A 22,582-nucleotide genomic window follows, 5' to 3' on the forward strand; every position below is an offset into this window, starting at 1 on the left:
TTATGCAGATGCTTATATGGATCAGCCTTTCATTCCTAAACGATGTCGTCAACAATCCTTCTTGTGGAATTCGACTTATTTTTCCGGACGGACACCCATGGCATCGTAGACGAATCGTGACGATCCAAATTGGAAAGAGAACCCGTCGGTAGAGCGCCGGATTTCTGTCGGAACAGGCTCATCCAGACCGTTCAAGCCTCGCATCCAGAAATGAGGGATAGCGATTGAGCTCACAGGCGAGCCGAATGGCCCGGGAAGCCTTTCGGGGAACTGAACGAGGAGATCCTTTTCACCCAGCCGGGTTGATAAGGGGTCATCACTCATGACAACCGCCTGATCATCGAAGGCCGAATCGAATGGCAGATGCGCGTACCCAGCCTGCAACTTGTAAGCAGCGCCGCGGCCGGTGACTATCGCGTCTGATTCCTCCCAGCCGCCGGATGGATCGAGCCGGTCAAGAAGACTGGCTCTTGCCTCGGGATGGGTGGCCAGTTCGACAAGAAGCCGATTCATTATCGGGATTTCCCAGGACGGGTAATCCACGATCGCCTGTCGCGTCGCTTCGACCGCCAGAACGTCAGAATACGGATAGGGCGTCGATTGCCCGTTGCTCTGGAATAACCCGATGCCATGCTCGCCACGATGATACAGGCCTGCGAGGTCATTCGGCGCCATGACAACAGCGCGAGGGGCCTCGAAGCCAGCGGGTCGACGGCCTCGATCGTGCCGATGAAGTCGGCCTAGCCGCTGGAGAAGCACGTCGGCAGGGCAGATGTCCGAAATCAGCAGGTCCGCATCGATATCGAGGCTCTGCTCCAGCGTTTGCGTCCCTATCACAATCGTTCCGCCCGCTGGCCGCTTTAGCCCGATTGCTCCTTCGACAGCACGATCAAGTGCTCGACGGTCCTCCCTGGCAAATCGCCCGTGATGAAGGGTCGCAACGCCTCCGCATTTGAACAGCAGGTCTTGGGCGCCCGCGAGTTTGCACTCTTCGAGCACCTTGATCGCATCGCGACGCAGGTTGCGGATGACAAGAACCTTGGCGCCGAGGCCGGCGGCCTTGATTGCGATCCCGGCAACTGCAGCCGGATCCCCGATCCGTGTGTCGAGTTGAATCGCGATTGTTCGGTCTCTGCCGTTGCCAGGCTGCGCCAAAGGATCGGGACAAGCGTTGCTCGACAGAGCTGGGTAGGGAGCAGCAACAGCTTGTTCGAAAGGCACCGATCTGCGTGGTGTGCCCAATAGGCTGTCGCGTGCATTGGAGCCCAGAGTGGCCGACAGCAGGAGCGCGTGACCTCCGGCGCGCCGATGAAATGCAAGGAGATTGCCCAAAAGCGACGCCATATAGGCATCTGAAGCGTGAACTTCGTCGACGACCAGAAGGAGGCGAGCCAGAGCTGACAACCGCAGGTGTGCGTGTTTGGCGTTGAGAGACGCCAGCAGGACCTGGTCGATGGTACCGACGGCGATGGTGCCGGCTAGATAACGCTTCGGTCCCTCGGATGCCCACATGCTCGCCGAACGCATATCGGCGGGAGATTCCGTCAGGTCAGGCGATCCGCACAGCTCCGTACCGGTCTGCTGATCATTTGTGGGCGCCACCATACCCGGAACTGCCATCGTCACCGCGGGCCGGTATGCCGGATCTGGGAACAGGGTCTCGACTGCCTTTGAGACGCGCTCATGCAGACTGGTCGCAGCGACACGCGTGGGCAGCGCAAAGTATAACCCGTCGACCTCTCCGGCTTCAAACAGTCGGGCAAAACGCCAAAGCGCGGCCTCTGTTTTTCCCGAACCGGTCTCGGATTCCAATACGACGACATTGCCTTCGAATGACCCGGTTGCCGTCTGAACGTCCCGAGGGGGATGCTCCGACACTGCGGAGAAGGCTAATGGGCGCGACGCCAGGCTAACTCTGGAGGACGAGGGGTCAAAACCGATCGCCTGCAGCGCCTTTCTGGCCATGATCCTCGATGAAGCAATACGGTCGGGTTCCCGACCGTTTGCGAAGGGGAAGAATCGCGTGTCTGACCCAAGCCAATCAGCGAGCGTGATGTAGCCAAGCAGCCCGTGCCAAAATGCTGGTGCTGTCGGTAAAGGTTCACCGTCCACTTGGAAGGCTTTCGGGTACCATGATCGAACGGCATCACCGAGGGGTCTCAGCTGCTGGACAGGGTCGAAGCCTCCGATGCAGCGCCAGTGAGCCAATCGAGACTGATCGAAATCTACAGGAGCGAGCGGTCGACCATGGTGGGCAAGGACGACGAGCTGAACAGGATCCAGGTGGCCCCATTGCTCCATCTCCGCCCATGGCAGAACGGACGCAAGCCTAGCGCGGATGTCTTCATCCTGAACAGCGACCCAGGCTTCGCGGCAATGCCCGATCAGAGGTGCACCAACCCTGCTTCTGGCCTGAAAACCCGAGTTCGCCTTGCCGAAATCATGCAAGGCGACGTGTGCACACAGCCGATCAATCCAGCATTCTGGGAGCTCGTCACGCCCAGCCAGTTTCGCGATGCGCCGAGACGGGATCGGTAGCGCCAGGATTGCTTCGAAGCATGCAGCTACATCCGCTGAGTGATCGACGAGGCTATGCCAGGCTTCGATCTCGCCGTCGGGACCATGAGAGAGCTTCGCCCAAGGACCGTCGGCGCTTGTCCATGAGGCTATCATCTCTATCCCGAATCGAAAACACGATCCTTTATGATCGCCAATTACGGGCGCGCGTCATCCTTATTCCGTATCGATGTGAGTCATAATCCCCGCCCGTGCGGGGGAGCTCGACCCGTCAGCGGGACGGCGGTCATGGAGATGGGTCCATCCCCGCGGGTGCGGGGGAGACAAGAGCGCCTGATCGTCAGTGATGCGACCCTTCGGCCCATCCCCGCGCGTGCGGGGGTAGCCGATAGCCTCGCGCATCATGTTGGAGGTCACAGCGGTCCATCCCCGCGCGTGCGGGGGAGCCCGCTCTTCGACCGAAGGATCGGTGATGATGTACGGTCCATCCCCGCGCGTGCGGGGGAGACGAGCGGCGCGAGGCGACGTCTTCCGGTCGCGAAGGTCCATCCCCGCGCGTGCGGGGGAGACGACCTCTTGGGGCGGTCGCGACGGCGGGGCTGCGGTCCATCCCCGCGCGTGCGGGGGAGACTGAAGACCTCGATACGAGCTTCGTCCTCCAGCGGGTCCATCCCCGCGCGTGCGGGGGAGACCGGATTGTCGAGGAGCACCGCCGGGCCGGTCAGGGTCCATCCCCGCGCGTGCGGGGGAGACACTCATGCTTCTCGGCGCCGCCTTGTACGCCCGGGTCCATCCCCGCGCGTGCGGGGGAGACTTTCGATCGAGCTCGTCCTCCCGCTCCGTGGCCGGTCCATCCCCGCGCGTGCGGGGGAGACGTCCGAAAATCGAGTGGGATCATTTGAGATCGAGGTCCATCCCCGCGCGTGCGGGGGAGACAGGACGGAGCCTGCCGCGCCAGGGTGGCTCGCAGGTCCATCCCCGCGCGTGCGGGGGAGACCGCCCACGTCTGAAGACGGTCGTATGCTATGACGGTCCATCCCCGCGCGTGCGGGGGAGACGAGGCAGCACGGTCTGGCGACCGTCACTCAGGAGGTCCATCCCCGCGCGTGCGGGGGAGACTGAAGGACGTCCTGTACTACGTCCTCGATGCGGGTCCATCCCCGCGCGTGCGGGGGAGACTCACCCTGAGCCGCCATGACGGCACAGATATCGGGTCCATCCCCGCGCGTGCGGGGGAGACGTTACCGGAACGGCAGGCACTGGTGATATCTGCGGTCCATCCCCGCGCGTGCGGGGGAGACTCTAGGTGCTAAACCTCGGTGAAGAATCGACTTTTCAAATAGCAGCCGAATCTAGCTCGTGATCAGCGGGCCTGCCAAGGCACATCTAGGCCTCTCAGCGCCCCATGCCTGGGGCCTTGGCCGCCAGCCGGTCATCGACGAGCTGGCCATAGAGTGCCTGGTGACGGGGGTGGACCTCCAGATTGCGGCTGAGCCAGAATTTCTGGCCTTCCGTGTCGGTCTCCGACCAGGCGTCGAGCATCGATTCCGCCTGGGCCACGACTTCGGGCTTCAGCGCTCCTGAGGGATCCAGCGCCTCGGCCGACTTCATGAACCAGCCGATGTATTCGTTGAGGCCCAGCCCGATGGCATAGTCGGAGGCCGCGTACTCGCGCTTCAAGGCGATGAAGGCATCCCGCGTCCAGGCGCCCTGCGCGAACTCGGCTGTATGCTGGAATCGGGTCCACGCGACCTCGTTGAGCTGCTCCGCGTTTCCGGTGATGAGAGCCTCGAAGAACACGTCGTCGGCTTTCGCCAGCGCATCGATCATCCCATAGGGATAGGAGAATGACGCCGTCTCAGCCGGCCCAGCAGCATCGACCGGAACGAAGACCGCATGCAAGGGCAGCCGAACCACGCTCGTCAGCGTCTTCGCCAGCTCGACGAAAGCCTCCGACGTGGCGTCGAGATGCTGAACCACCTGCCCGGCGCGTGAGATCGAAAGGTCGGCGACGTAGGGCACCCACTCGTCGCACTCCTCGTCATAGACGTTGGTCGTGCGCTTGCCGAACTTCAGGCTCATCCGGCCAGCGATCACCAAATCGTGGGGGGCGAGGCCTTCGGCTTCGATCATGTCCCTGAGCTGCTGCATCGATCCCTCCATCTGACGCCAGTGTGATGGAGGTGCTTGAAAGTCAGTAGGTGTCCGCTGTGGCGATCCGGGATACCATAGCTAACGCACCGTTTATTTGATCCGGATGCTTGCCTCACCATCCTTAAAGGATACTCGATCGGATCCATTTATCCAGGCAGGACACAGTTCTGTCAGGAAGTCAGAATGACCGCAACCGGCCTTCGCTCATTGGTTCTTGCACTCGCGTCTGTCGCATCCTCAGGTGCGATGGCGCAGACGCAGTGGAGATTTTCCGCCCAGCTCATGAACGAGGTCGATCGCCCGGCTTATGTGAAGGTGCAGGAACGCGCGGCGGCTATCCTGGCCGATAAGCAGGCTGATGTCGGGCAGGCGGCGACGGACGAGATCGTCGCCCAGATACGCGCGGTTGTCGCCAAGATCCCTGTCATCGACGGTCCTCAGCCGTCTCCGAACAGCATCTGCGTCGACCTCATCGGCAAGTGGCATTTCGAATTCTCCACCAAGTATTTCACCGATAACGATCGGCGCTACCAACCGCCGCGCTCCATCTTTCAGAACAACCTCTCGGTCGGCTGTATGCTGGCCGCACAGGCTCGCATCGAACAGAACCGGCCTGAGACCGCGAGGCTGGTCGTCAAGTGGATTGCGGCTCGCCTCGACGGCAATGGTGTGCTGCAGCCGAGCAATGGTCCAGGTGGGCTGGCAAAGACGCCCGAGACAGTCTGCCAGCATTACGAAGTGAGGAAAGCGTGGTTCCCCGCTCTCGGGCTGCACTTCCATCAAGCCTCGGATCACAAGGGCATCGCCCAGGCGTGCGAGGTCGAGCTTAAGCCTGTCTACGCAAGCCTGGAGGCAAAGCGGCAGGAGGCGGCGCGCCTCGCTGCCGAACAGAAGGCGGCGGCCGATCGTAAGATCGCGATGGAGCGGGCCGAAGCCGCGAAGAAGGAAGCCGAGCAGGCCGCTGTCGCCTTGGAGCAGACGCGGAAAGCTGAGGAGCAGGCGCGCGTCGCCGCGGCTCAGAAAGCGGCGGAGTTGGCCAAATTCGAGCCCCAAGTGCTGGCCAAGGTGGTGTCCAGCCTGAAGTCCGCGCCGAAAATGTACGGCGTGCTGCAGCCTGCCTGCACATCAGCCGTCTCATCGTCGGGGGCTCCATCCAGCCTGCAGCCAACTCTCTATGAGGGCTGCGTCAAAGCCAACGGCGCCGTTGCCTATCAGAACGAGGTCTATCGCCGCGTCGACGAGGCCGCGAACCGGGTGATCGAGATGAACCCCAAGCCCGAGGCGGTCGTGGCCGGCAATCTCTTCCAGCCGCCCGATCTCGGCCTTGCGAACACGTCAGCCGGGAAGCTTGCCAACGAGCGCTTCGCCGCTGCAATCGAGCCCCTCGTCAAGAAGATCGCGGAGTCGGTCTACAGCGAGCTCGAAACCGAGTTCGAGGGCAAGGCGCTTTTGACCGAAAAAGCCCAGCTGATGCTCAAGAAATTCTGTGAGCGAAACTGGTCGACAGACCCTGCCATGAATGCCCGTATCACGCAGAAATGCGATCAGCTGACCAAGGAATCGAGCCGGCTGCAGTGCCGCAACGCCGTCAACGCGGTCGAGAAGATCGGTATCGAGTACTCGAACGTCATCCTCGTCGAAAGCGACGGGAAAATGCGACCCATCAATTTCGGGCTGCTCGCCTGTTCGGCTGGCAGGGACGGCTTCGCTGTCGCGTTGAATTCAAGCTGGGGCCTGTTCAGCAACAGCTACTCGATCACGATCAGCAACGCGGTTGGGGTTCGCAACGAGGTCATCATCAAAATCGAGAAGGCGACCAAGAATGGCAAGCCGTACTGGCATGCGACTGAGTTGCTGAAAGAGCGCCCGCCCATCGACGACATCTACATGGTGCTCTCCTGCTTCCAGAATACGTACGAGGACGCAGGTTTCGAGGTTCTGGTGAAGGGTGGTATATCGATGGCCGCCTCTCAGTTCGGCATCGACGCCGAGTCCTTCGGCCTTGGCCTGTTCGACTCCATGATCGAACAGGCCAAATGCGGGACATACAAGAACACCTGGAAGGCCAATATCCGAATGTTGACCGACACAGAAAACGTCGTCGACTTGGTCCACGGCCTGTTTTCCAACATCCGCGACCTGGGGAAGTGACCCGCATGGTGGATCTCGTGCCATGCATGATCGCGTGGCACGATTGCCACCATGAGCGACACCGAATCCATTGACGAAGCCGACGGCGCGCGGCCGTATAGCCCCTCGGGGATGTATTTCGCCGACGGCAGTCCGCACAAAGGCGAGGTCTTCGAGAACGAGGCCGGCAAGGCCTTTGGTGAGACCTATGAGGGGTGCTCGCGCTGCGGCGGGTCGGGCCGCTGGTCGAAGAATCGGCGCAAGGCCTGCATCGCCTGTGACGGCGAGGGTGAGAAGTTCATCCAGGCGCGGCTCTACACGCCGGCCGAACTCGATGCCGCTGATCGCAGACGCAAGAAGGCGGCCGACACGCGCGTCGCTCGACAGGCCGAGCGCGAGGCGAACATCGCCGCCAAGCATCAGGCATTCGTCGAAGCCAATCCCGAGCTCTGGGCGCGCGCGCTCGCCAGCGAGGACAAGTTCGTCCAGCGTTTGGTCATTGCAAGCCAGACCTGGGGCGGGTTGACGGACGCTCAGCTGAAGGCCCTTCCCGAGGCACTGGACCGGCTCGCCAACGAGCGCGCCTTCTATGCCAACTCGGTCCCGGTCGGGACGCCCGGCGAACGCATGGACATCGTGGTGACCTGCCGGGCGAAGTCGTCGTTCCTGTCGAAGAAGTTCAAGGGTCGCGGCATGCAGGAGGTTCACCTGACCTCTATGGCCGACGACGAGGGGCGTGCATTCGTTTCGATCACGTCGGCCTTCACGCTGGATGTCGGCGACAAGGTCCTGCTGCGCGGCACCGTGAAAGGGCATGACGAGCGCCCCGGCTGGCCGCGGACGATCCTGAACCGTGTGGCGGTTCTCGAAGTCATCTCGACCCTTGCCTCGAGGCAGGAAGCCGAAGCCGCCGAGCAGGTGCGCGAGGAAGAATGGGAGCACGCATCCGCTCCCTCGATGTAGGATGCTGACTGCGCTGTGCAGCGAAGGAATCGTCACGCCATGGAAATCCGGACCCGGAGCTCGTTCCTCATGGATGTGCTGCGCGACGTCGCGGCCGGCAAGCTCGTGCCTGCATCGTTCCAGCGCCCCTATGTCTGGAGAGGGCCGGATGTCGAAGCATTCTGGACCAGCATCACCAAGGAATGGCCGATCGGATCGATCCTGATCTGGGAGCCAGATGCGTCTGTCGACGTTTCCAGGGTCGGCCGCACCAGGTTGGGGCCGATCGAGCCCGCAGGTGAGCCGAAGGGCATCATTCTCGATGGTCAGAACCGGCTCGCGACCTTTGCCTGGTCGCTCCGGATGCCCGGCGACCCGATGCCAGATCTGTCCCTGCTGTCAGAGGCGGAACGCGAGGTCTGGGGCTCAAAGCAGCTGTTCGTTTTCGACACCCATGAGAGGCGCGCTCGGTTCGCGCACGAGGACGAGGTGATGGGCGAGCACCTGATTGTGCCGGCCGGAATCGTACACGACTCGACCAAGCTCTGGCCGTTTATCCGCAAGCGCGAGAAGCAGATCGACATCTCGGACGAGGCCATCACCTGGCTCGATCATTTCGGCAAGGCCGTTCGCTCGGCTCAGTGCACCACGACGATCCTCGATCGCGCCTCGCCGGCCGACGCACTCGATGCGTTCCGGCATATCGCCAGGGTCGGCGTACCGATGTCGGAACAGGACTTCGCCGACGCCATGGCCTGGGCGCTCGAAGACGCCCCTGCAGCGCCGTCGCTCTAGGCGGCGATGGCCGAGTCTGGCCTGGCGATCAGACCAGCCGAGATGGCCGCCTCACGGAACACCGCTTCCATAACCGGCGCGCAGACGCCGTTGCCGATGACCTTCGTCTGCGACCGGACTGTCCCGCTGCCCAGCTTGAAGCTCGACGGCAGACCCATGGCCCGCTTGAGCTCCTCGACCTGCAGCATGCGGATCGTGTGGCCTTGGGGACCGGGCTCGACCAGCGCGAACCGTCCGAGCGTCGTCACGGTGCGTAGAGGCCGATCAAGGCTCTGCCAGCCGGCGCCGTCGCTGCCGTAGTAGACCGTGATGAAGGCCTCGTTGGGCCCCAGGGCCTCGATGCCGCGGCCGGCACGTTTGCGGGTCGAGGCAGCCTTGTCGGCGAGAAGCTTGGTCGGCCACCGGCCTTTGGGATCCAGGATCGAGCGCACGGTCGGCCGATCATGCCGCAGGGCTGGGATGGATGCTGGCGCCGTCCCGTTCAGGATGCAGACGAGGAACAGCCGCTCGCGCGACTGGGGGACGCCATAATCGCTCGCGTCGAGGACATGCTGCGTCACGCTGTAGCCGTGACGAGCCAAGCCACCCAGCAGCTCGGGATAGCGTGACCAGGAACGCATCTTCTCGACGTTCTCGATGATGATCATCTTCGGACGCAGCACGCCGGCGAACTTCAGGACGCCCAGCGCCGTCTCCAGGGTGACGGTGTCCTTGGGCTTGTTGCCGAGCGCGATCGAGTGGTGCGTGCAGACGGGTGACGCGACGATCGCGTCGATTGCACCGCATTCGGCTTCGATCAGGGAAGGATCCAGATCCTCGACCCGGCAATCGTACAGTCGCGCGCCAGGATTGTTGGCTGCGAACACCGAGCGGGCATAGGCGTCGATATCGACACCTGCGACGGTGATGCCGCCGGCATCGTGGACACCCTGGGATGAAAGGCCGCCGCCGCAGAAGAGATCGAGGACTCGCATATCATTCCTTTGCCATGAAGGAATGAAAGTGTCCTGGGATCGCCGATTCGTCCATGCCAATGGATTGGCTTAGGGCGCCAATCCACGATCACGATCTTGGCTCTCTCGATTTAATCCCCTTGCGCGTCGGCCGACATTGGATTCATTGTGGATAACGCAAGCGGCTTAAAGGATCGGGTAGGCATAACCATCGAATCGCCGCGGCAATCCGGCCCAGGAACCGGCTGTTTCAGCTCGCGTTTAGGAATGTCCGATAACAAGCCCTCGCCTCAGGAGATGGCAGGCGCCAACGAAGGGTCACCGAGTGAAAGTCATCGAGACATCCGCCAGCGTGAGATCAGCCATCACGGCCGACCACATCGGCGCCGGGCTCAAAGGCGCGCTGTCGATGGATATCTATGGCGGCAGGAGCCAGCAGCGGGTCCTGGTTGCGCGGCTGTTGGCCTGTCCTGCGGGGCAGATCGAGATTTCCACACCTGCCGGATTTTCCGCTGAGGTGTCAGGCTTTGATCGAGCGGCCTTGATCGTGAACGGGATGCTGGCCGGCCGGCGGCTGCGTCACCGCGCCGTGAAAACCTCTCGGCCCTGTTCCACCTGAGCCTTCCGCTCAGCGGTCCGGATCGCGGCGGCGAGCTTCTCCAAGGCAAGCTCTCCAGAAACGCGCCAGCGATATGACTGGCTGCCGTGCATGTCGAACGTGTCGAAATCACCTTGATCTCTGACTTGCGCATCGTGACGCCCTCCTGGCTCTACTAGGCCAGGATCGGCTTCGGATGTGATGGGTAATCTTCCTCGGCTTCGAACGCCAAGGCCGCCTCGATGTCGATCACAGGCATGCCGGCCACATCGATGACTCCTGCATAGATCAGGCTGTCCTTGCGTTCTGCCTGGGGATCCTGCGCCAGCCGGTCGGCGTCGACCCTGCTGTCGTCGATGACGAGGATGCAGATCTCCTTGAGGTGCTCGGCCGGAACGCTTCCGGGCTCGCCGAACTGGATGTAATGCTCGATCATCACGGCGACGCAGACCGCTGGGTGGGTGCTGAGATAGGCCCCTTCGGCACAACCTGGCCAGTTCTGTCCATGACCTCGCGCGCCAAGCCCATATCGAGTGATGCTGGGGAGATGACGTCGCAGTGTGGCGTGAAAGAACGGCATCCTGAGCTTCTACCATATCGAGTTCGAGTTTTGGACGGGAGCGGGCGTCACGGAGCGCGATCGCCCGGGGGAAATTCGGCAACACGGCAGTCGCGTCCTTGACCGTCCATTTTCTATGAACCAGCGTTGGCGCTGTTTTCAGGGCGACAGGGGCACGATCACATGCACGTTCGGGATCGCGTCCTCTGGTTTCTCGATCAGGAGAAGTACACCATCCTCGTCACCCTGATCGCCTGCATCCCATCGGCGGTGGTCTTCTGGATCGCAGCTCGTGATCTCGGATTGAGCCCCTTCGACCACGGGCTGTTCCATCTGCCGATCGGCAGCCTTCGCGATGTCTCTTACACGCGTGAGCAGATGTTTCTTGGCTTTGGATGGGCGATGACCTCTTTTCCGGTTGCCATCCCCTTCATAACGGCGTTGCGAAGCCTACTGGAAAGCAGGGGTGCCATGAGCTCCGGCAGGCGGATCTTGGTCATGGCGGCCGTCGCAGTCATGTTCGCAACACCAGTGCTCGACTTCGCGCGCTCGATGATTGCGGCCAACATCGATGAGCGGGCCCGCCTTGAGGTGTTGGCGGACATGCAGTCAATGGCCGCGCAGTCCGGGCAGATCGACTTCATGCAAGCGGTGAGCGAGCAGTTGGCGACGCTTATCATGCGCACCAGCAGCTCCCGCCCGGTCACTGGTATCCAGAAAGGGCGCATCGCCATTCGCGCTGAGTGACGACTATCGAGCCAGCCGGGCCTGGATCATCGTGAGCAGGGCGGCCGGCGCGAGGATGAAGAAGTGGAGCGGCACGTCGTCGGACTTCCCCACCAGGAAGTCACGATAGAGGACCGGCTCTTGGCGCGAGAAGATCGCGTTGAATCCGGTGCGCTTGAGGTCAGCGTGAAACTCATCGCCGATGTCCGCGATGGAGTAGTAGGAAACTTCGCGCACGGTCGTGATGTGCTCGGCCATTGCGCTGGCGTAGATCCTCGCCTTGAGCAGCGCCTTGCTGTTCTCGAAAATGTCGCGCATCGCCGCGCGCGCCTCGATGATGAGAAGCCTGTTAGGTTGCCCGTGAGCATCTCGGGCGAAGAACACCGAGAGGCTGGTACCGGGGTCGAGCAACTCGAAACGAGAGGCGAGATCCATGGCGATGTCAGCCATCGCCGCTTCACCGTCCGCGCTGGTGTAGCTCAGGAAGGCATCGTCGAGCAGCCAAAGGCTCTTGCTGCCCGCGGTACCGCTCACGCTCCTCTTCCCCAGAATGGTGTCGATAACGGCTTTCTCCGCATCCCGGCGCGGCATCGTCGAAAGAACCGAGGCAGCCTGGGATCGGCTGGCCTCAAAGCGGACCAAGTCGCTGGCGGAGACCTCCAGAGCCTCGTCAAAAGCGTTCGGGTTTCCTGCTTCGATCATGGCACTCACCTCAGCAGTTTGGTGTCCGGAGGCCATTATGCGCGCCCTTCCGTCGTCACCAGATCGGCGGTCGTCGGTTGGTCAGCAGCGGTCAATGCGATCCATTCATCTTCCGTCAGAACGGTCACGCCCAAGGCTTGCGCCTTGTCGAGCTTCTCGCCGGCGCCGGGGCCGGCGACGACATAGTCGGTCTTCTTCGAGACTGTGCCGGACACCTTGGCCCCCAGCAACTCGGCGCCGGACTTGGCAGCGTCGCGTGTCATGCGCTGCAGGGTGCCCGTGAAGACGACGATCTTTCCAGACACAGGGCTGTCCTGCCGTGCTGTCGCCAGCGGAATGGCCGAGACCATCGATCCCAAATCCCACGCGATGATCGCGCTGGTCTCGTCCGAGAAGAACCTGTCCAGCGAGGAAATCGCTGCTTGTCCGACGCCTTCGATGCTGTTGAGAGCGGCACGCCCTGTCGGAGACGAAGCGTTTTCGAGGAAGGCGTCGAAAGACCCGTAGTGGCGGGCCAGGCGAAGCGAGTTCGTTCGGCCGACATGCCGGATCCCGAGGCTGTAGATCAGGCGATCGAGCGCGACCGTGCGGCGTTCGTCGATGGCCTTGAACAGCTTCTCGACCGAGACGGCGCCGAAGCCTTCGCAATGCGCCAACCGATCGGGACGCTTGGCATCCTCTGCCTTCAGCCGGAAGATATCGGCCGGCTGGCGAATGCGCCCGCTGTCATACAGGAACTGGATCTGCTTCTCGCCGAGCCCGTCGATGTCGAGTGCCTCGCGCGACGCGAAATGCTTGAGACGCTCGACCACCTGGGCGTCGCAACGAAGCCCCCCGGTGCAGCGCCTGACGGCAAGCTCGCCGCTGTCGTCCGTTTCCTTGACCGCCTCACTTTGGCAGACCGGGCAGCGCGTCGGGAAGGCATAAGGCCTGGCTTCGGCTGGGCGCCGGTCGAGAACCGGCCCCAGGATCTGCGGGATGACGTCCCCTGCCCTCTGCACGGTGACGGTGTCACCGATCCGGATGTCCTTGCGCGCGATATCGTCTTCATTGTGAAGCGTGCAGTTCGATACCACCACGCCGCCGACCGTGACGGGTTCGAGCCGCGCCACAGGCGTCAGCGAGCCGGTGCGACCGACCTGGATCTCGATGTCTCGCAAGATGGTCGTCGCCTTCTCGGCCGAGAACTTGTGCGCGATGGCCCATCTCGGGGAGCGCGACACGAAGCCGAGCGTCTCGCGCTGCGCGAGGTCGTCGACCTTGTAGACGACGCCATCGATGTCGTAATCGAGCGTGGCTCGCCTGGCGCCGATGTCGCGGTAGAACGCGATCAGGTCGCCTGCCGAGGCGCAAGCCGTCGTGAGCGGGTTCACCGGCAGGCCCATCCACGACAGCGCTTCGAGCATGCCGAGATGCCCGCCAAGCGGTGGCCGGCTGGTCTCTCCCCACGCATAGGCGAAAAAGCGCAGCGGCCTCGACGCCGTGATTTTGGGATCGCTTTGGCGCAGGCTCCCGGCCGCGGCGTTGCGCGGATTGGCAAAGAGCTTTCCACCGGCTGCAGCCTGGCGTTGGTTCAGGGCGGCAAAGTCAGCCCTCGACATGTAGATCTCGCCGCGAACTTCGAGAACAGCGGGCGCCTTGTCGGCGTGGCGCAGGATCTGAGGGACGTCGGCGATGGTCCGGACATTGGCGGTGACGTCTTCACCCTCCTCGCCATCGCCACGGGTGGCTGCGCGCACCAGATGCCCGTTCTCGTACCGGATCGAGCAGCTCAGGCCGTCGATCTTGGGCTCGGCTGCGAAGCGGATCGCGCTGCCAGGGGGATGGCCAAGGAAGCGCTGAATGCGGGCGATGAACTCGGGCACCTCGCTTTCGACGAAGAGATTGCCGAGCGACAGCATCGGGATCGCGTGCTTCACCTTCGAGAAGCGAGCCGACGGCGCAGCCCCGACACCATGGGCTGCAGCTGCGATGCTGCTGAGTTCCGGGAAAGCCAGCTCAAGCTCGGTCAGGCGCCGGCGCAGGGCGTCGTAATCACCGTCGGAAATCTCGGGGGCGTCATCACCATGGTAGAGCTTGTCGTGCCGGGCGATGTCTCGCGCCAGCGTTTCGAGCTCCAGTTTTGCAGCGGCGATCTCGGTGGTGGTTGCCATCACGCGTGCTCGGCCACCTTCTTGAACACGTCCGGGAATCGGTCGGCCATCATGTGCTCGATCGTGGCCAGCTCATCGAGGGCATTGGGCTGATAATCGCCGCGGGGAACCTGCACGACTTCGCTGCGCACGGGAAACACGATCGGACGAGTTGCCGTCGCATCTGCGATCGCGTTTTGCGTCGGGATCGCGATGGCCGGCTCAACAGCCTTCGAGGCAGATCCGGCGACGGCGGTCGGCAGCTCGATTGAAGGCCCGGCTGGCGCAATGTCGACCGGTAGCAGCTCCGGAGCGGTCGCTGCCGTCGCCGGGCCCTGCTCTGCCTGATTGATCAGAGCCGGGACAGTGGACAGGTGGGCAGCTGTGGACGCCACCGGAAGGCGGCTCTGCATGTCGAAAAGGGACGCTCGCAGCGTCGCCAGGATCATGGCGAAGGCGATGCATCCGCGCGTACCGGGCACAGTGGACGTGTGACTGGCAAAGAAGGGCTTGCCGCGGGAGGCAGGGTTGTTGATCCGGCACAGCGGCGCCGCGTCGTTGCTCTCCAGCATGTAATTCCAGCCCGGGAGAACGGCGTGAAAAAACTCGACTGCGCCCATGAGGTCACCGCGCAACGAGCGGAAGAACTGGTGCCGAAGATCAGGGTTGCAGCCTGGCAGTGCGCTCCGCAGGAGCTTCAGGAGCATGATTTGGGTGTCGAAGTCCCGCTCCAACAGCCGGTGACGGGCTTCGACCCATGCGATCAGGCTCATCATGGCCTGCTCTGAGGAACTGCTGGTCACTGTCATCTCTGCACCTCGAACTGGGATGCCCAACCTTTCCATACGTCAGGATCGGCTCCGTTCAGTCCAAGCTATTCCGGCTAGTTCTCAAGGAACAATGAAATGCTCCTGCTGCACTTAAATTGACGTGGATAGAGGATCGAACGCCCCAAAACGCGGTCTCGACACGCTCTTTTGTCGATTGCCAGGCCCTCGGGTAGCCTTTCAGGGTCGAATTCGGAGCAAATCCATGCCCATGCGCTACACCGTCACGCTGTCGTCCGTCGGCAACCCAACTTATGCGCAGGATCCGGATCGCCCCCTCCCAGGGGTAGCGAACATGCGCAAGCCTGTCGTTAATTTCATCGAGGCATCCCGCGTCTGCCGGAAGTATATCGATGACAACGATCTCAGCTCCAGAAATTGGTCGGGTGGTGACGTCCATGACCGGAGCGGGGCACTCGTTGCCAAGGTCTCCTACAACGGCAAGGTCTGGACGCCGGAAGGCGCCAACACCCTGAACGCCAAACCCCTGTACGACCCGTATGCGACGCAGGACAGGCCGGCTGATCCGTTCGCGTTTGACAGTCATGTCGTCGATGTCCCCGAGTTCGGCCAGATCTCGGTGACGGGCTGCTATGGCATCGGGACCATTGCCAGTGTGCCGGGAGCCTTCAGCTTCGGCGGCAGGACAGTCGAGTTCATCCACGGCGTCACGCATCTGGCCGAGGGCGGTATCGAGATGCATCCCGATCTCATCCTTCATCCTGCCGGCAACATGAGCATCAGCATCACAGCTCCGAAGGAGATGCTGAACTCGCTCGCCCAAGCCCTGAAAGAATGGGCTGCCTCTCTGGAGGGCCGCGTACTGGTCATGTCGAACGAGAAGAAGGACAAGCTGCGAACCAGGGAATACCTCACCCGCAACGCCGCCCATCACGGCGCCGAGATGCAGAGGTTCATCTCGCTATCGACGGAAAACGATGTCGCCATCGAGGACCTCGACGACGCCATCGAGCAGCTGCAGGCCGAGCAGGCGCCCAAGCCCTGATCGGCCTGCAGCTGGTCCTCAGAAGCCCAGATCGGCGATGGATTCGTCGGTATCCTGACAGGCAACGAGGGTCTCCCCGACATGCCGCGGGAACAGTCCGGCTGCGACACTGGTCTCGATGACATTGGCCCAGCCGTAGCCGGACGCTCGAACGTCGAAGAAGTCGGTGCGATGGCGATTGTGGTAGTCATTGCGAACATCGCTGGCGACCACCTCCGCAAACGCCTGCAGCTTCGACGCGACACCTGTCCAGTCCGCCCCGTAGACCCAGGCTTCCTGTAAGGCTGCGTCGGCCTCCATCGTCCCGGTATGGCCACAACCGTTGATCCTGGCCTCTCGGCGGATCGCCCAGACAGCGTTGGTCATCGCCTGGATCGTGGCGGGAACGGCCTCCAGGGACAGGAACTGCGCGTCAGCCTTCTCGACCCTCATTTTCGACAGCTTGGGCTTCTTGGCCGTTCCGAGCGCTCGCGCGATGGCCTCGGCCTCATCACGCTGGTCGATCCGCACACGCAGGCCCGGGATCTCCTTGCTGGACAGGCCGCGGGCGTAGTCGAGAACAGCCCGCCCCCCGTCCAGTCCGATGACCCAGCTCGGTTCCGGGTCCTTGCGCCAGAGTACGCCCGCAAATTCACACAGGCTTTCGGCGACGCGGCCAACACGAGCGCGCTGAAGCGGCCGTCCGTCGACATCCAGCGCAGTGATGGCCATCATCACATCCGCCTCGGGAAGGAGCAGCTCGCCGTAACGGCTGTAGGGCTTCGGCACCGGCCAAAATTTGGCGCGTCTGCTCGCCTCGAGGTTGGCCAGTCCGGCGGCCGTGAGCGGGCGACCCTCGCCATCTTGCAAGGGCCTCCACAGTGAACCGTCGTGACCAGGTGTCGCCCGCCTGACCGTTTCCTTCTGGCGCGGCGCGCGATCGGTGGTGAACCGCTCATAGGACGTGACGAGAGCTTCGGGCTCGGACAACGCCTCGGCTTCGCGGATCGAGATTGGCGTCGACAGGCGCATCCAGACCCATTTGTGGGAACGCTGGCCGCGGCCCTTCCCTCTTATGCCGGCTGCATGCTCGACCCAGGCGACTTTTTGCGACATCGAACCACCCGTTGAAATCGTCAGTCGAAGCTACTGTCGGGTGGCGAAAGTCAGCAGCTGCAGTTTCGCCGGTGCTTGCCCTCGAAGGATGTCTTCAGGGCGACATGCTCCCGCTGTCCGAGAACGAGGTTGCTGCCCCATAGTCGCCGGATGTGACCGACCCACTGTCTTGGTTCGCTGGCGAGATGGGCCGGGACGTGCCTGTCCACGCGCCGCTGTCAGCGGGTGTGCGCACCACGATGGTATGGGCGCGTCACGAACGGCAGGAGGCGTTGCGACTTTCGCAGGACAAGGAAATGGTGATGTCGAACTTGCGCGGGAGGGTACCCATGAAGCGGACATTCAGGAGTGACGTCGGATCGCTCCAGATCCAGACGCCCAAGGGCGTTGTCGATGTCCTCCCGAACTCGGCCCGCTCAGCCTACGTCAAGGTCGAGGGCACGGTGACGATCCGCGGTATCGCGCTCAACGCCTCCTGTGGCTTCGAGGTCAAGAATGGTGAGATCCTTTCTCACTACGAATCCGGGCCCAACTCAGCCTTCAGATTCAAGGCCAATCGACATGGCCAGTTCATGGTCGAGGCCCCTGATGGCGCGACCCGCGAACTCATGGAGATCATGCGCGGAGCGGTCAAAACCGCTATCGAGACAGAGCCAGGCCGCTTCGCCGAAGCCGGACTCATCTACGCATCGAACAATGTCTTCCGCCTCGACGAGGAAATCGCCAAGGCCGAGAAGGCCCTTCGGGACCTGATCCAGAAACGCGCCGTCGCACTCGCGGAAGAGCAGGAAATGGAGCGTCTGATGGAGCTCCACGCGAGCAAGCCAGCTCCGACGCTCTAGGCATGAGCGGCCGGGCCGCTGCTTTGTGCCTTTCATGCACTACGGCGACAGTTCTCCGAGATGTACCGGAGGATCCCATGGACCGCATGTTCGTCATCAAGAGCTTCGCCCGTCAGGACGATCCCCGCTTGAAGTCAGCCATCGCACGCGAGCGCATCCTGGTGCTCGACGACGGCGTCATCGACGGCACCTACCCGGTCGGTCCTTCCTATGGCACCAAGGGATACACGGGTGCTGAAGCAGCCAGTGCGGCCGCGGAAGCTGCCATCGAAGCCCTTCGGCGCCTCCATGACGTCAATGGGGAACGGACGCGGGGTTTTCTCACCCCGGAGGGTATGATCCGTGCCTGGTCCCAGACGCCGCGAGAGGAACGCAACAAGATCCGCGCAGCCGAGGTTGTCGCATCGGGTGACGGCTATCTCTGGATCCGCGCCGCTACCGAGGCCGAGCGCGTCGCGCAGCGCTCGGAGCTGGGCCTGGCAAACGATGACCCTTGCGACTTCGTCGTGCTGCGCCGGGAGCAGGGTCGCTCGATCGAGGCGGTCGCCATGGTCTCCGAGAGCGAAATCATCTCGGTGAGGACAATCGCCGGCGATCCAAACCTGGCTGCGATCGAAGCGCTCGAAGCGAAGCTGCAGCCGCAGATGGCAATGTCCTGCTGACAGCCAGAGCAATCGAAAATCCAGACCGGCGGGCCCATGGCTTCGCCGGTTTTTTGTTGTCAGGGGCAACGTCCGTCAGCCGGTCGATGGTTCGTCTTATCCGCCCCGTCTGAGGGTGTCGTAACCTTCCTCGTGCTTGCACCAGCGACAGGTCAGCAGCACGAACCCTGCCCAGTCTTCTCGCTTCAGTGCTGACTTCCGGCTGCATGAAGGGCAGGTCGATCGGGCGACCACGTCCTTCATCGCTTTGCTGACAGCCGTGCGGTGCCGGCGCTGATGGTCTGCATCGAGGTGCTTTTTCGGCATCCGTCTCTCCATGTGTGCACATGGACGTCTGGGGCCGAAACAGTCCGGTCGCGGCGGGCACATGCGAACGACCAAGTCTCTTGCAGACAGATCCGGAGCCGGTCGACGAGACGCGCAGAGCGGAGCAAGTGAAGCGCCCTTCAGTTGCGCTTCCTTGACGACCGCATCTTGGGCGCTCGCCTGCTTTCTGGACGCAAACAGGTCGAGGTCGCAACTACCGAGCGGTCGCTGAGACACGCTCACTCGTGGCGGGGGGCGTGTCATTCGCGTGATGCCGTGATCGGCAAGCACCGGCACGGGCCAGGTGTCACCGAGAGGCTGGCGAATGAGGTGTGCGGCGCACATGGTACGCAGAGCGGGCGCACATGGTACCATGTGCGTACCATGTGCGCCGCACACGCTTGTAATGCGTGGAAACAGCGGTTTCTCGGGGCGTAGCCATAAACGACCCGAGAGTCATGCGGTCACGCTTTTGACGCTCTGCGAGTCGTTTCCAGAGGCTCAATTTTTGGAAGATCAGAGCACCTGGGGGAAAGACTGCTCGGCACGCCTGCATTTCGATGCCGATCGCCCATGTCTCGCCATGGACGCGCATGGAGTGACATGGGGATTTTACTGGGTTTTCGGGGGTGCCCGGTGGCGCCATCGGGAGCGGAGTCCGATGAAATTGGCCGCCATGAGCTGCCATGGCGGTCCATGGCGGCTCATGGCGAGAGACGCAAAGCGGCCAAAGAAAAAGGCGACCGGAGCGACCGGTCGCCTTGTCTGATCTCAGCCCTCCGCGCTCAGGGCTGGAGGTGGAATGTCTTCAGATCTTCGGGGCGCTTGATGTCGCCGCCACCCGGAAGAGGAATGACCACGGAGTTGTTCGTCAGGGCCCAGGAGCCGGCCTCCGGCACCGATGCGACGCCGTCGCGATCGCGCAGACGATCGATGATGGCGGGTTCGAGACGCACGATTCGGAGTTCCTTCTGGCCCCGCGCCTTGGCGGCCGCAGCGGCTTCCTCGGCCGTGGCCACGACGCCGGCTTCGGAAAGCTTCTGAGCCAGATCATGCGGGAGCTGGCGCACAACATCAGGCGTCAGCTTTTCGTTGGCGCTGAGCTGCGCCAGGGCTGCCTGGAGCTGTTCGAGCTCGCCCTGTGCCTTGTCGGCGCCTGTCGTCGCAACGGATTTGCGAGCGGCATCGATAGCAGCCTGCGTCTCGGGCTTGAGTCCATCCTTCAAGGCGTCCTTCAGGGCAGCAGGTGCTGCCAGTTCGGGCTCGGGAGCCTTGGGCGGCGCCGGTGGTGTCGCCGTCACCGCTGCGGCCACGCCTGGAAGCGCAGGGATGGCCGGAGGAGGCGTTGTCACGCGACCGACGACCGGAGGCGGGGAAGCGGGCTGTTCGCTCACCTGCGGGGCTACAGGAGCCTCCTTGACGGGTTCGCGATAGACCAGCTTGTTCACGCCCTTCGCCGCGTCATAGAGAACGACACCGGCGAGCACGCCGAGCACCAGGGTGCCAGACAGAGCGGCGGGGCCGACGAAGCGATAAGTGCGGGGAATCGATGCGGCCGCCGGCGACGGATCCGCCGGTTGCTGGGGAGCTGCATCGGACGCGGGCTTCAGGCTCTGCACCATCCCTTCCAGGACCGAACGCGCATCTTCCTCGCGCTGGTTCTCCAGCAGCACGATCGACTGACCGGACTTCTTGCGGAGGATGCTCCAACCGGATTCCATCCGCACGACTTCCGTCGTTGCCGGCAGGCCGTCTTCCTCGATCACGATGAAGCGCATTCCAGGATCGTGCTTCATCACCTTGCGGGCGATCGTCATCGGCTACTCCAGGCCTTGGCGGCGACTCGTGGGACGGCTGGATCAGCCGTCCGATTCATAAGCAGTGCGGTGGATTGAAGGATCAAGTGTCGGACGGCATCTGGCTCAGGTCATCCACCATCTTCTCAACCTTGAGATAGTGCAGAATGCCGGCAACTGCATTCTCGACACGGGGCTCGGAAAGGCCGCGCTTGGCGCCCTTCTCGAAGAAATAGTGCGACATCGCACCTGCGCCCTCGACATGGTACTTCCGGCGCCCGACGTTGTTGAGGACGTAGAACAGCGGCCGATCGATCGATTTCAGCCAGAGGAATTCCGCCGACGGCAGCACGCCTGCGGCCTTTCGAGATGTTTCGAGGAACTCGATGAGGATCGTCGCGGTCCAGGCGTGTTTCTTGGTCACCTCGACGATCAGTTTGGTGATGTCAGGGCTGGCCAGGAACGGAGCGATCAGGCTGGCAACGATCGCATCTCGTTTGGCCGGATCCTTGTGGATCGTATAGGCGACGGTGATATCGCCGCGGAGCTTATCGGACGCCTTCTTCTTCGACCCAGACGACGGGCTGACGGCGTGCGCGCCGATGATCATCAGCATGACCTGGATGTGCAGAGCGACGTTGTCGATACCCTGCCACAGCACCCCGAGCTGCTCAGCCATGACGCTCTCGGCCTTGGCCTTGTTGAGATCGCCGCCTTGGTAGCTGATCTCGTTGTCTCGCAGCCACTCTCCTGGGGCACGCTGCGGGGCCATCTGCGGCCACAGTTTGTCGGGATCGAATGCGACCGAAAACGTGCTCGTGCGCCAATGCTCCGCGTTGTAGGACATCAGGCCATTCAGCGAGAGTTCGCGCTTGTAGGCGTCGGTCTTGAAGCTGCGCTTGACCAGGATCGCGACGAAGATGCTGGTCAACCCCAGCATGAGCCACTGGACACGCTCTCCCACGATCGTCCGGATCGCCCAGAAATCGGCAATGCCGATCGTCCATGCGTCCTGATCGCCCTTGATCGTTGCCTCGACGAACTGGAGCACCTCCGTTCCGGTCCTACCGATGCCGGAGGTGAGCTGGATGAATTTGATCTGGAGCCACTGGATCGGGAACAGCCCGCGGATGATGTAGCCGCTGAAGAAGTGCCACAGAAGGTACGCCACGCCCGCCAGGACGAGACACAGGACGATGAAGGTGGCCTCCGGGTGCTGGTTGCCCTGCTGGTCGTTCTTGGCTGCCATATCGCTCTCTCAGGTCACTCAGGCTTCGGGCGCTTCACGGGAAGCGCGGTTCGACGACATCAGGCCCATCAGGCCCGACAGCATGTCAGGCACTCCACCCCCATCGCCGGCTGCCTCGATGTCCATGATGGCGGCCTCGGTGAACGACGGCATAGACGCCGGCTCCGCTAGGGGCGCAGCTTCAGCCGCTTTCGCCTGGGCCTTCGCCGACCGTCGTGCTGCCGGCGCAGCAACGGGTGCAGGTGCGTCGAGAGGGTGCCCAGGCTCGTTCGACTCCGGTGGGGAGACCGGAACCGGGGTGTAGATGACCGGCATCTGGAAGACCGGCATGGGACGGTCCGGAGACGGGATCCGGACGGACAGACGCCGCTTGAGGTCGAGCCGATCGATCAGAGCCGGCGGCATGTCGCCGCTCTCCACGAGCTCGCGCATCCCGCGCAGCATGGCCAAGCGCAGGATATCCGAGGAGCGCCCAGCCGTCTTGAGCGTGTTGATGACGTCGATGACGACTTTATCGACCTCGACGTTCGGCCAGAAATATACGCTGACGCGCTGCGCCCTGCGATTGACGTTCCTTCTTGCCACCTCAAT

General features: G+C 62.7%; 19 protein-coding genes and 1 CRISPR repeat array. Of the genes, 8 read left to right on the plus strand and 11 right to left on the minus strand.

What is annotated here, in order from left to right; translation table 11 throughout:
- Positions 1-75: 75 nt before the first annotated feature.
- Together BSY19_RS26815 and BSY19_RS00520 are read right to left on the minus strand one after the other, a co-directional pair.
- The gene (locus tag BSY19_RS26815; protein WP_083247292.1) at positions 76-2,673 is read right to left on the minus strand and encodes a CRISPR-associated helicase/endonuclease Cas3; all 2,598 of its coding nucleotides are present in this window, start codon (positions 2,671-2,673) and stop codon (positions 76-78) included.
- A 141-nt stretch (positions 2,674-2,814) separates the two neighbouring features.
- A CRISPR array of direct repeats spans positions 2,815-3,818; the repeat unit is 28 nt; unit sequence GGTCCATCCCCGCGCGTGCGGGGGAGAC.
- Between the two features lie 94 nt (positions 3,819-3,912).
- A complete protein-coding gene (locus BSY19_RS00520) occupies positions 3,913-4,668 on the minus strand; it encodes a hypothetical protein (RefSeq protein WP_069052357.1) in 756 nt (251 codons plus the stop codon).
- 186 nt (positions 4,669-4,854) lie between these two features.
- Here BSY19_RS00520 and BSY19_RS00525 point away from each other — a divergent pair, with 186 nt between their 5' ends.
- The 3 genes from BSY19_RS00525 to BSY19_RS00535 all read left to right on the plus strand — a co-directional run bounded on the left by BSY19_RS00525 (position 4,855) and on the right by BSY19_RS00535 (position 8,538).
- Positions 4,855-6,822, plus strand: a complete 1,968-nt coding sequence (locus BSY19_RS00525) for a hypothetical protein (protein WP_150129330.1) — start codon at positions 4,855-4,857, stop codon at positions 6,820-6,822.
- Positions 6,823-6,873: 51 nt separating this feature from the next.
- Complete coding sequence (locus BSY19_RS00530) at positions 6,874-7,764, plus strand: DnaJ-like cysteine-rich domain-containing protein (RefSeq protein ID WP_150129331.1); 891 nt, start codon at positions 6,874-6,876, stop codon at positions 7,762-7,764.
- Positions 7,765-7,839: 75 nt separating this feature from the next.
- The gene (locus BSY19_RS00535) at positions 7,840-8,538 is read left to right on the plus strand and encodes a DUF262 domain-containing protein (RefSeq protein WP_171905050.1); all 699 of its coding nucleotides are present in this window, start codon (positions 7,840-7,842) and stop codon (positions 8,536-8,538) included.
- Here the strand turns inward: BSY19_RS00535 and BSY19_RS00540 are convergent.
- Positions 8,535-9,572 carry a DNA cytosine methyltransferase gene (locus BSY19_RS00540; RefSeq protein ID WP_150129332.1) on the minus strand — a complete coding sequence of 346 codons (1,038 nt, stop codon included), beginning with the start codon at positions 9,570-9,572 and terminating at the stop codon, positions 8,535-8,537. The two genes, BSY19_RS00535 and BSY19_RS00540, sit on opposite strands and share 4 nt — an antisense overlap.
- A gap of 244 nt (positions 9,573-9,816) precedes the next feature.
- Here BSY19_RS00540 and BSY19_RS00545 point away from each other — a divergent pair, with 244 nt between their 5' ends.
- On the plus strand, positions 9,817-10,110 hold the full coding sequence (locus tag BSY19_RS00545) for a hypothetical protein (protein WP_069052362.1): 294 nt from the start codon (positions 9,817-9,819) through the stop codon (positions 10,108-10,110).
- A gap of 154 nt (positions 10,111-10,264) precedes the next feature.
- Here BSY19_RS00545 and BSY19_RS27245 read toward each other — a convergent pair whose 3' ends face one another.
- Positions 10,265-10,669: a hypothetical protein gene (locus BSY19_RS27245; protein ID WP_150129333.1), complete on the minus strand. Its 405-nt coding sequence runs from the start codon at positions 10,667-10,669 to the stop codon at positions 10,265-10,267.
- A gap of 126 nt (positions 10,670-10,795) precedes the next feature.
- On the opposite strand from BSY19_RS27245, the gene BSY19_RS00555 reads away from it, so the two are divergent.
- Entirely contained in the window at positions 10,796-11,395 is a 600-nt protein-coding gene (locus BSY19_RS00555) for a hypothetical protein (RefSeq protein ID WP_150129334.1), read from the plus strand.
- 3 nt (positions 11,396-11,398) lie between these two features.
- Here the strand turns inward: BSY19_RS00555 and BSY19_RS00560 are convergent, their stop codons facing one another.
- Genes BSY19_RS00560 through BSY19_RS00570 form a run of 3 tightly spaced genes read right to left on the minus strand, consistent with a single transcriptional unit; the run spans position 11,399 to position 14,984 of the window.
- Entirely contained in the window at positions 11,399-12,076 is a 678-nt protein-coding gene (locus tag BSY19_RS00560; protein ID WP_150129335.1) for a hypothetical protein, read from the minus strand.
- Between the two features lie 35 nt (positions 12,077-12,111).
- On the minus strand, positions 12,112-14,229 hold the full coding sequence (gene ligA, locus BSY19_RS00565; RefSeq protein WP_069052366.1) for an NAD-dependent DNA ligase LigA: 2,118 nt from the start codon (positions 14,227-14,229) through the stop codon (positions 12,112-12,114).
- Positions 14,229-14,984, minus strand: coding sequence for a hypothetical protein (locus BSY19_RS00570; protein WP_150129336.1), 756 nt, complete (start codon positions 14,982-14,984; stop codon positions 14,229-14,231). The genes ligA and BSY19_RS00570 overlap by 1 nt, the downstream gene beginning before the upstream one ends.
- Positions 14,985-15,240: 256 nt before the next feature.
- Here BSY19_RS00570 and BSY19_RS00575 point away from each other — a divergent pair, with 256 nt between their 5' ends.
- Positions 15,241-16,041 carry a hypothetical protein gene (locus BSY19_RS00575; protein ID WP_150129337.1) on the plus strand — a complete coding sequence of 267 codons (801 nt, stop codon included), beginning with the start codon at positions 15,241-15,243 and terminating at the stop codon, positions 16,039-16,041.
- 18 nt (positions 16,042-16,059) lie between these two features.
- Here the strand turns inward: BSY19_RS00575 and BSY19_RS00580 are convergent, their stop codons facing one another.
- A complete protein-coding gene (locus BSY19_RS00580; protein WP_150129338.1) occupies positions 16,060-17,136 on the minus strand; it encodes a hypothetical protein in 1,077 nt (358 codons plus the stop codon).
- Positions 17,137-17,288: 152 nt separating this feature from the next.
- Here BSY19_RS00580 and BSY19_RS00585 point away from each other — a divergent pair, with 152 nt between their 5' ends.
- Positions 17,289-17,978 carry a hypothetical protein gene (locus tag BSY19_RS00585; protein WP_150129339.1) on the plus strand — a complete coding sequence of 230 codons (690 nt, stop codon included), beginning with the start codon at positions 17,289-17,291 and terminating at the stop codon, positions 17,976-17,978.
- Positions 17,979-18,055: 77 nt separating this feature from the next.
- A complete protein-coding gene (locus tag BSY19_RS00590) occupies positions 18,056-18,640 on the plus strand; it encodes a hypothetical protein (protein ID WP_069052371.1) in 585 nt (194 codons plus the stop codon).
- 1,091 nt (positions 18,641-19,731) lie between these two features.
- Here the strand turns inward: BSY19_RS00590 and BSY19_RS00595 are convergent.
- The 3 genes from BSY19_RS00595 to BSY19_RS00605 all read right to left on the minus strand — a co-directional run bounded on the left by BSY19_RS00595 (position 19,732) and on the right by BSY19_RS00605 (position 22,576).
- Positions 19,732-20,763 (minus strand): hypothetical protein, encoded by a 1,032-nt coding sequence (locus tag BSY19_RS00595; protein WP_069052372.1) that lies wholly within the window; start codon positions 20,761-20,763, stop codon positions 19,732-19,734.
- 82 nt (positions 20,764-20,845) lie between these two features.
- On the minus strand, positions 20,846-21,991 hold the full coding sequence (locus BSY19_RS00600; protein WP_069052373.1) for a secretion/conjugation apparatus DotM-related subunit: 1,146 nt from the start codon (positions 21,989-21,991) through the stop codon (positions 20,846-20,848).
- Between the two features lie 18 nt (positions 21,992-22,009).
- Positions 22,010-22,576, minus strand: a complete 567-nt coding sequence (locus BSY19_RS00605) for a hypothetical protein (protein WP_069052374.1) — start codon at positions 22,574-22,576, stop codon at positions 22,010-22,012.
- Positions 22,577-22,582: the final 6 nt, after the last annotated feature.

This window comes from Bosea sp. RAC05, from assembly GCF_001713455.1.
In the GTDB taxonomy this organism is placed as follows: domain Bacteria; phylum Pseudomonadota; class Alphaproteobacteria; order Rhizobiales; family Beijerinckiaceae; genus Allobosea.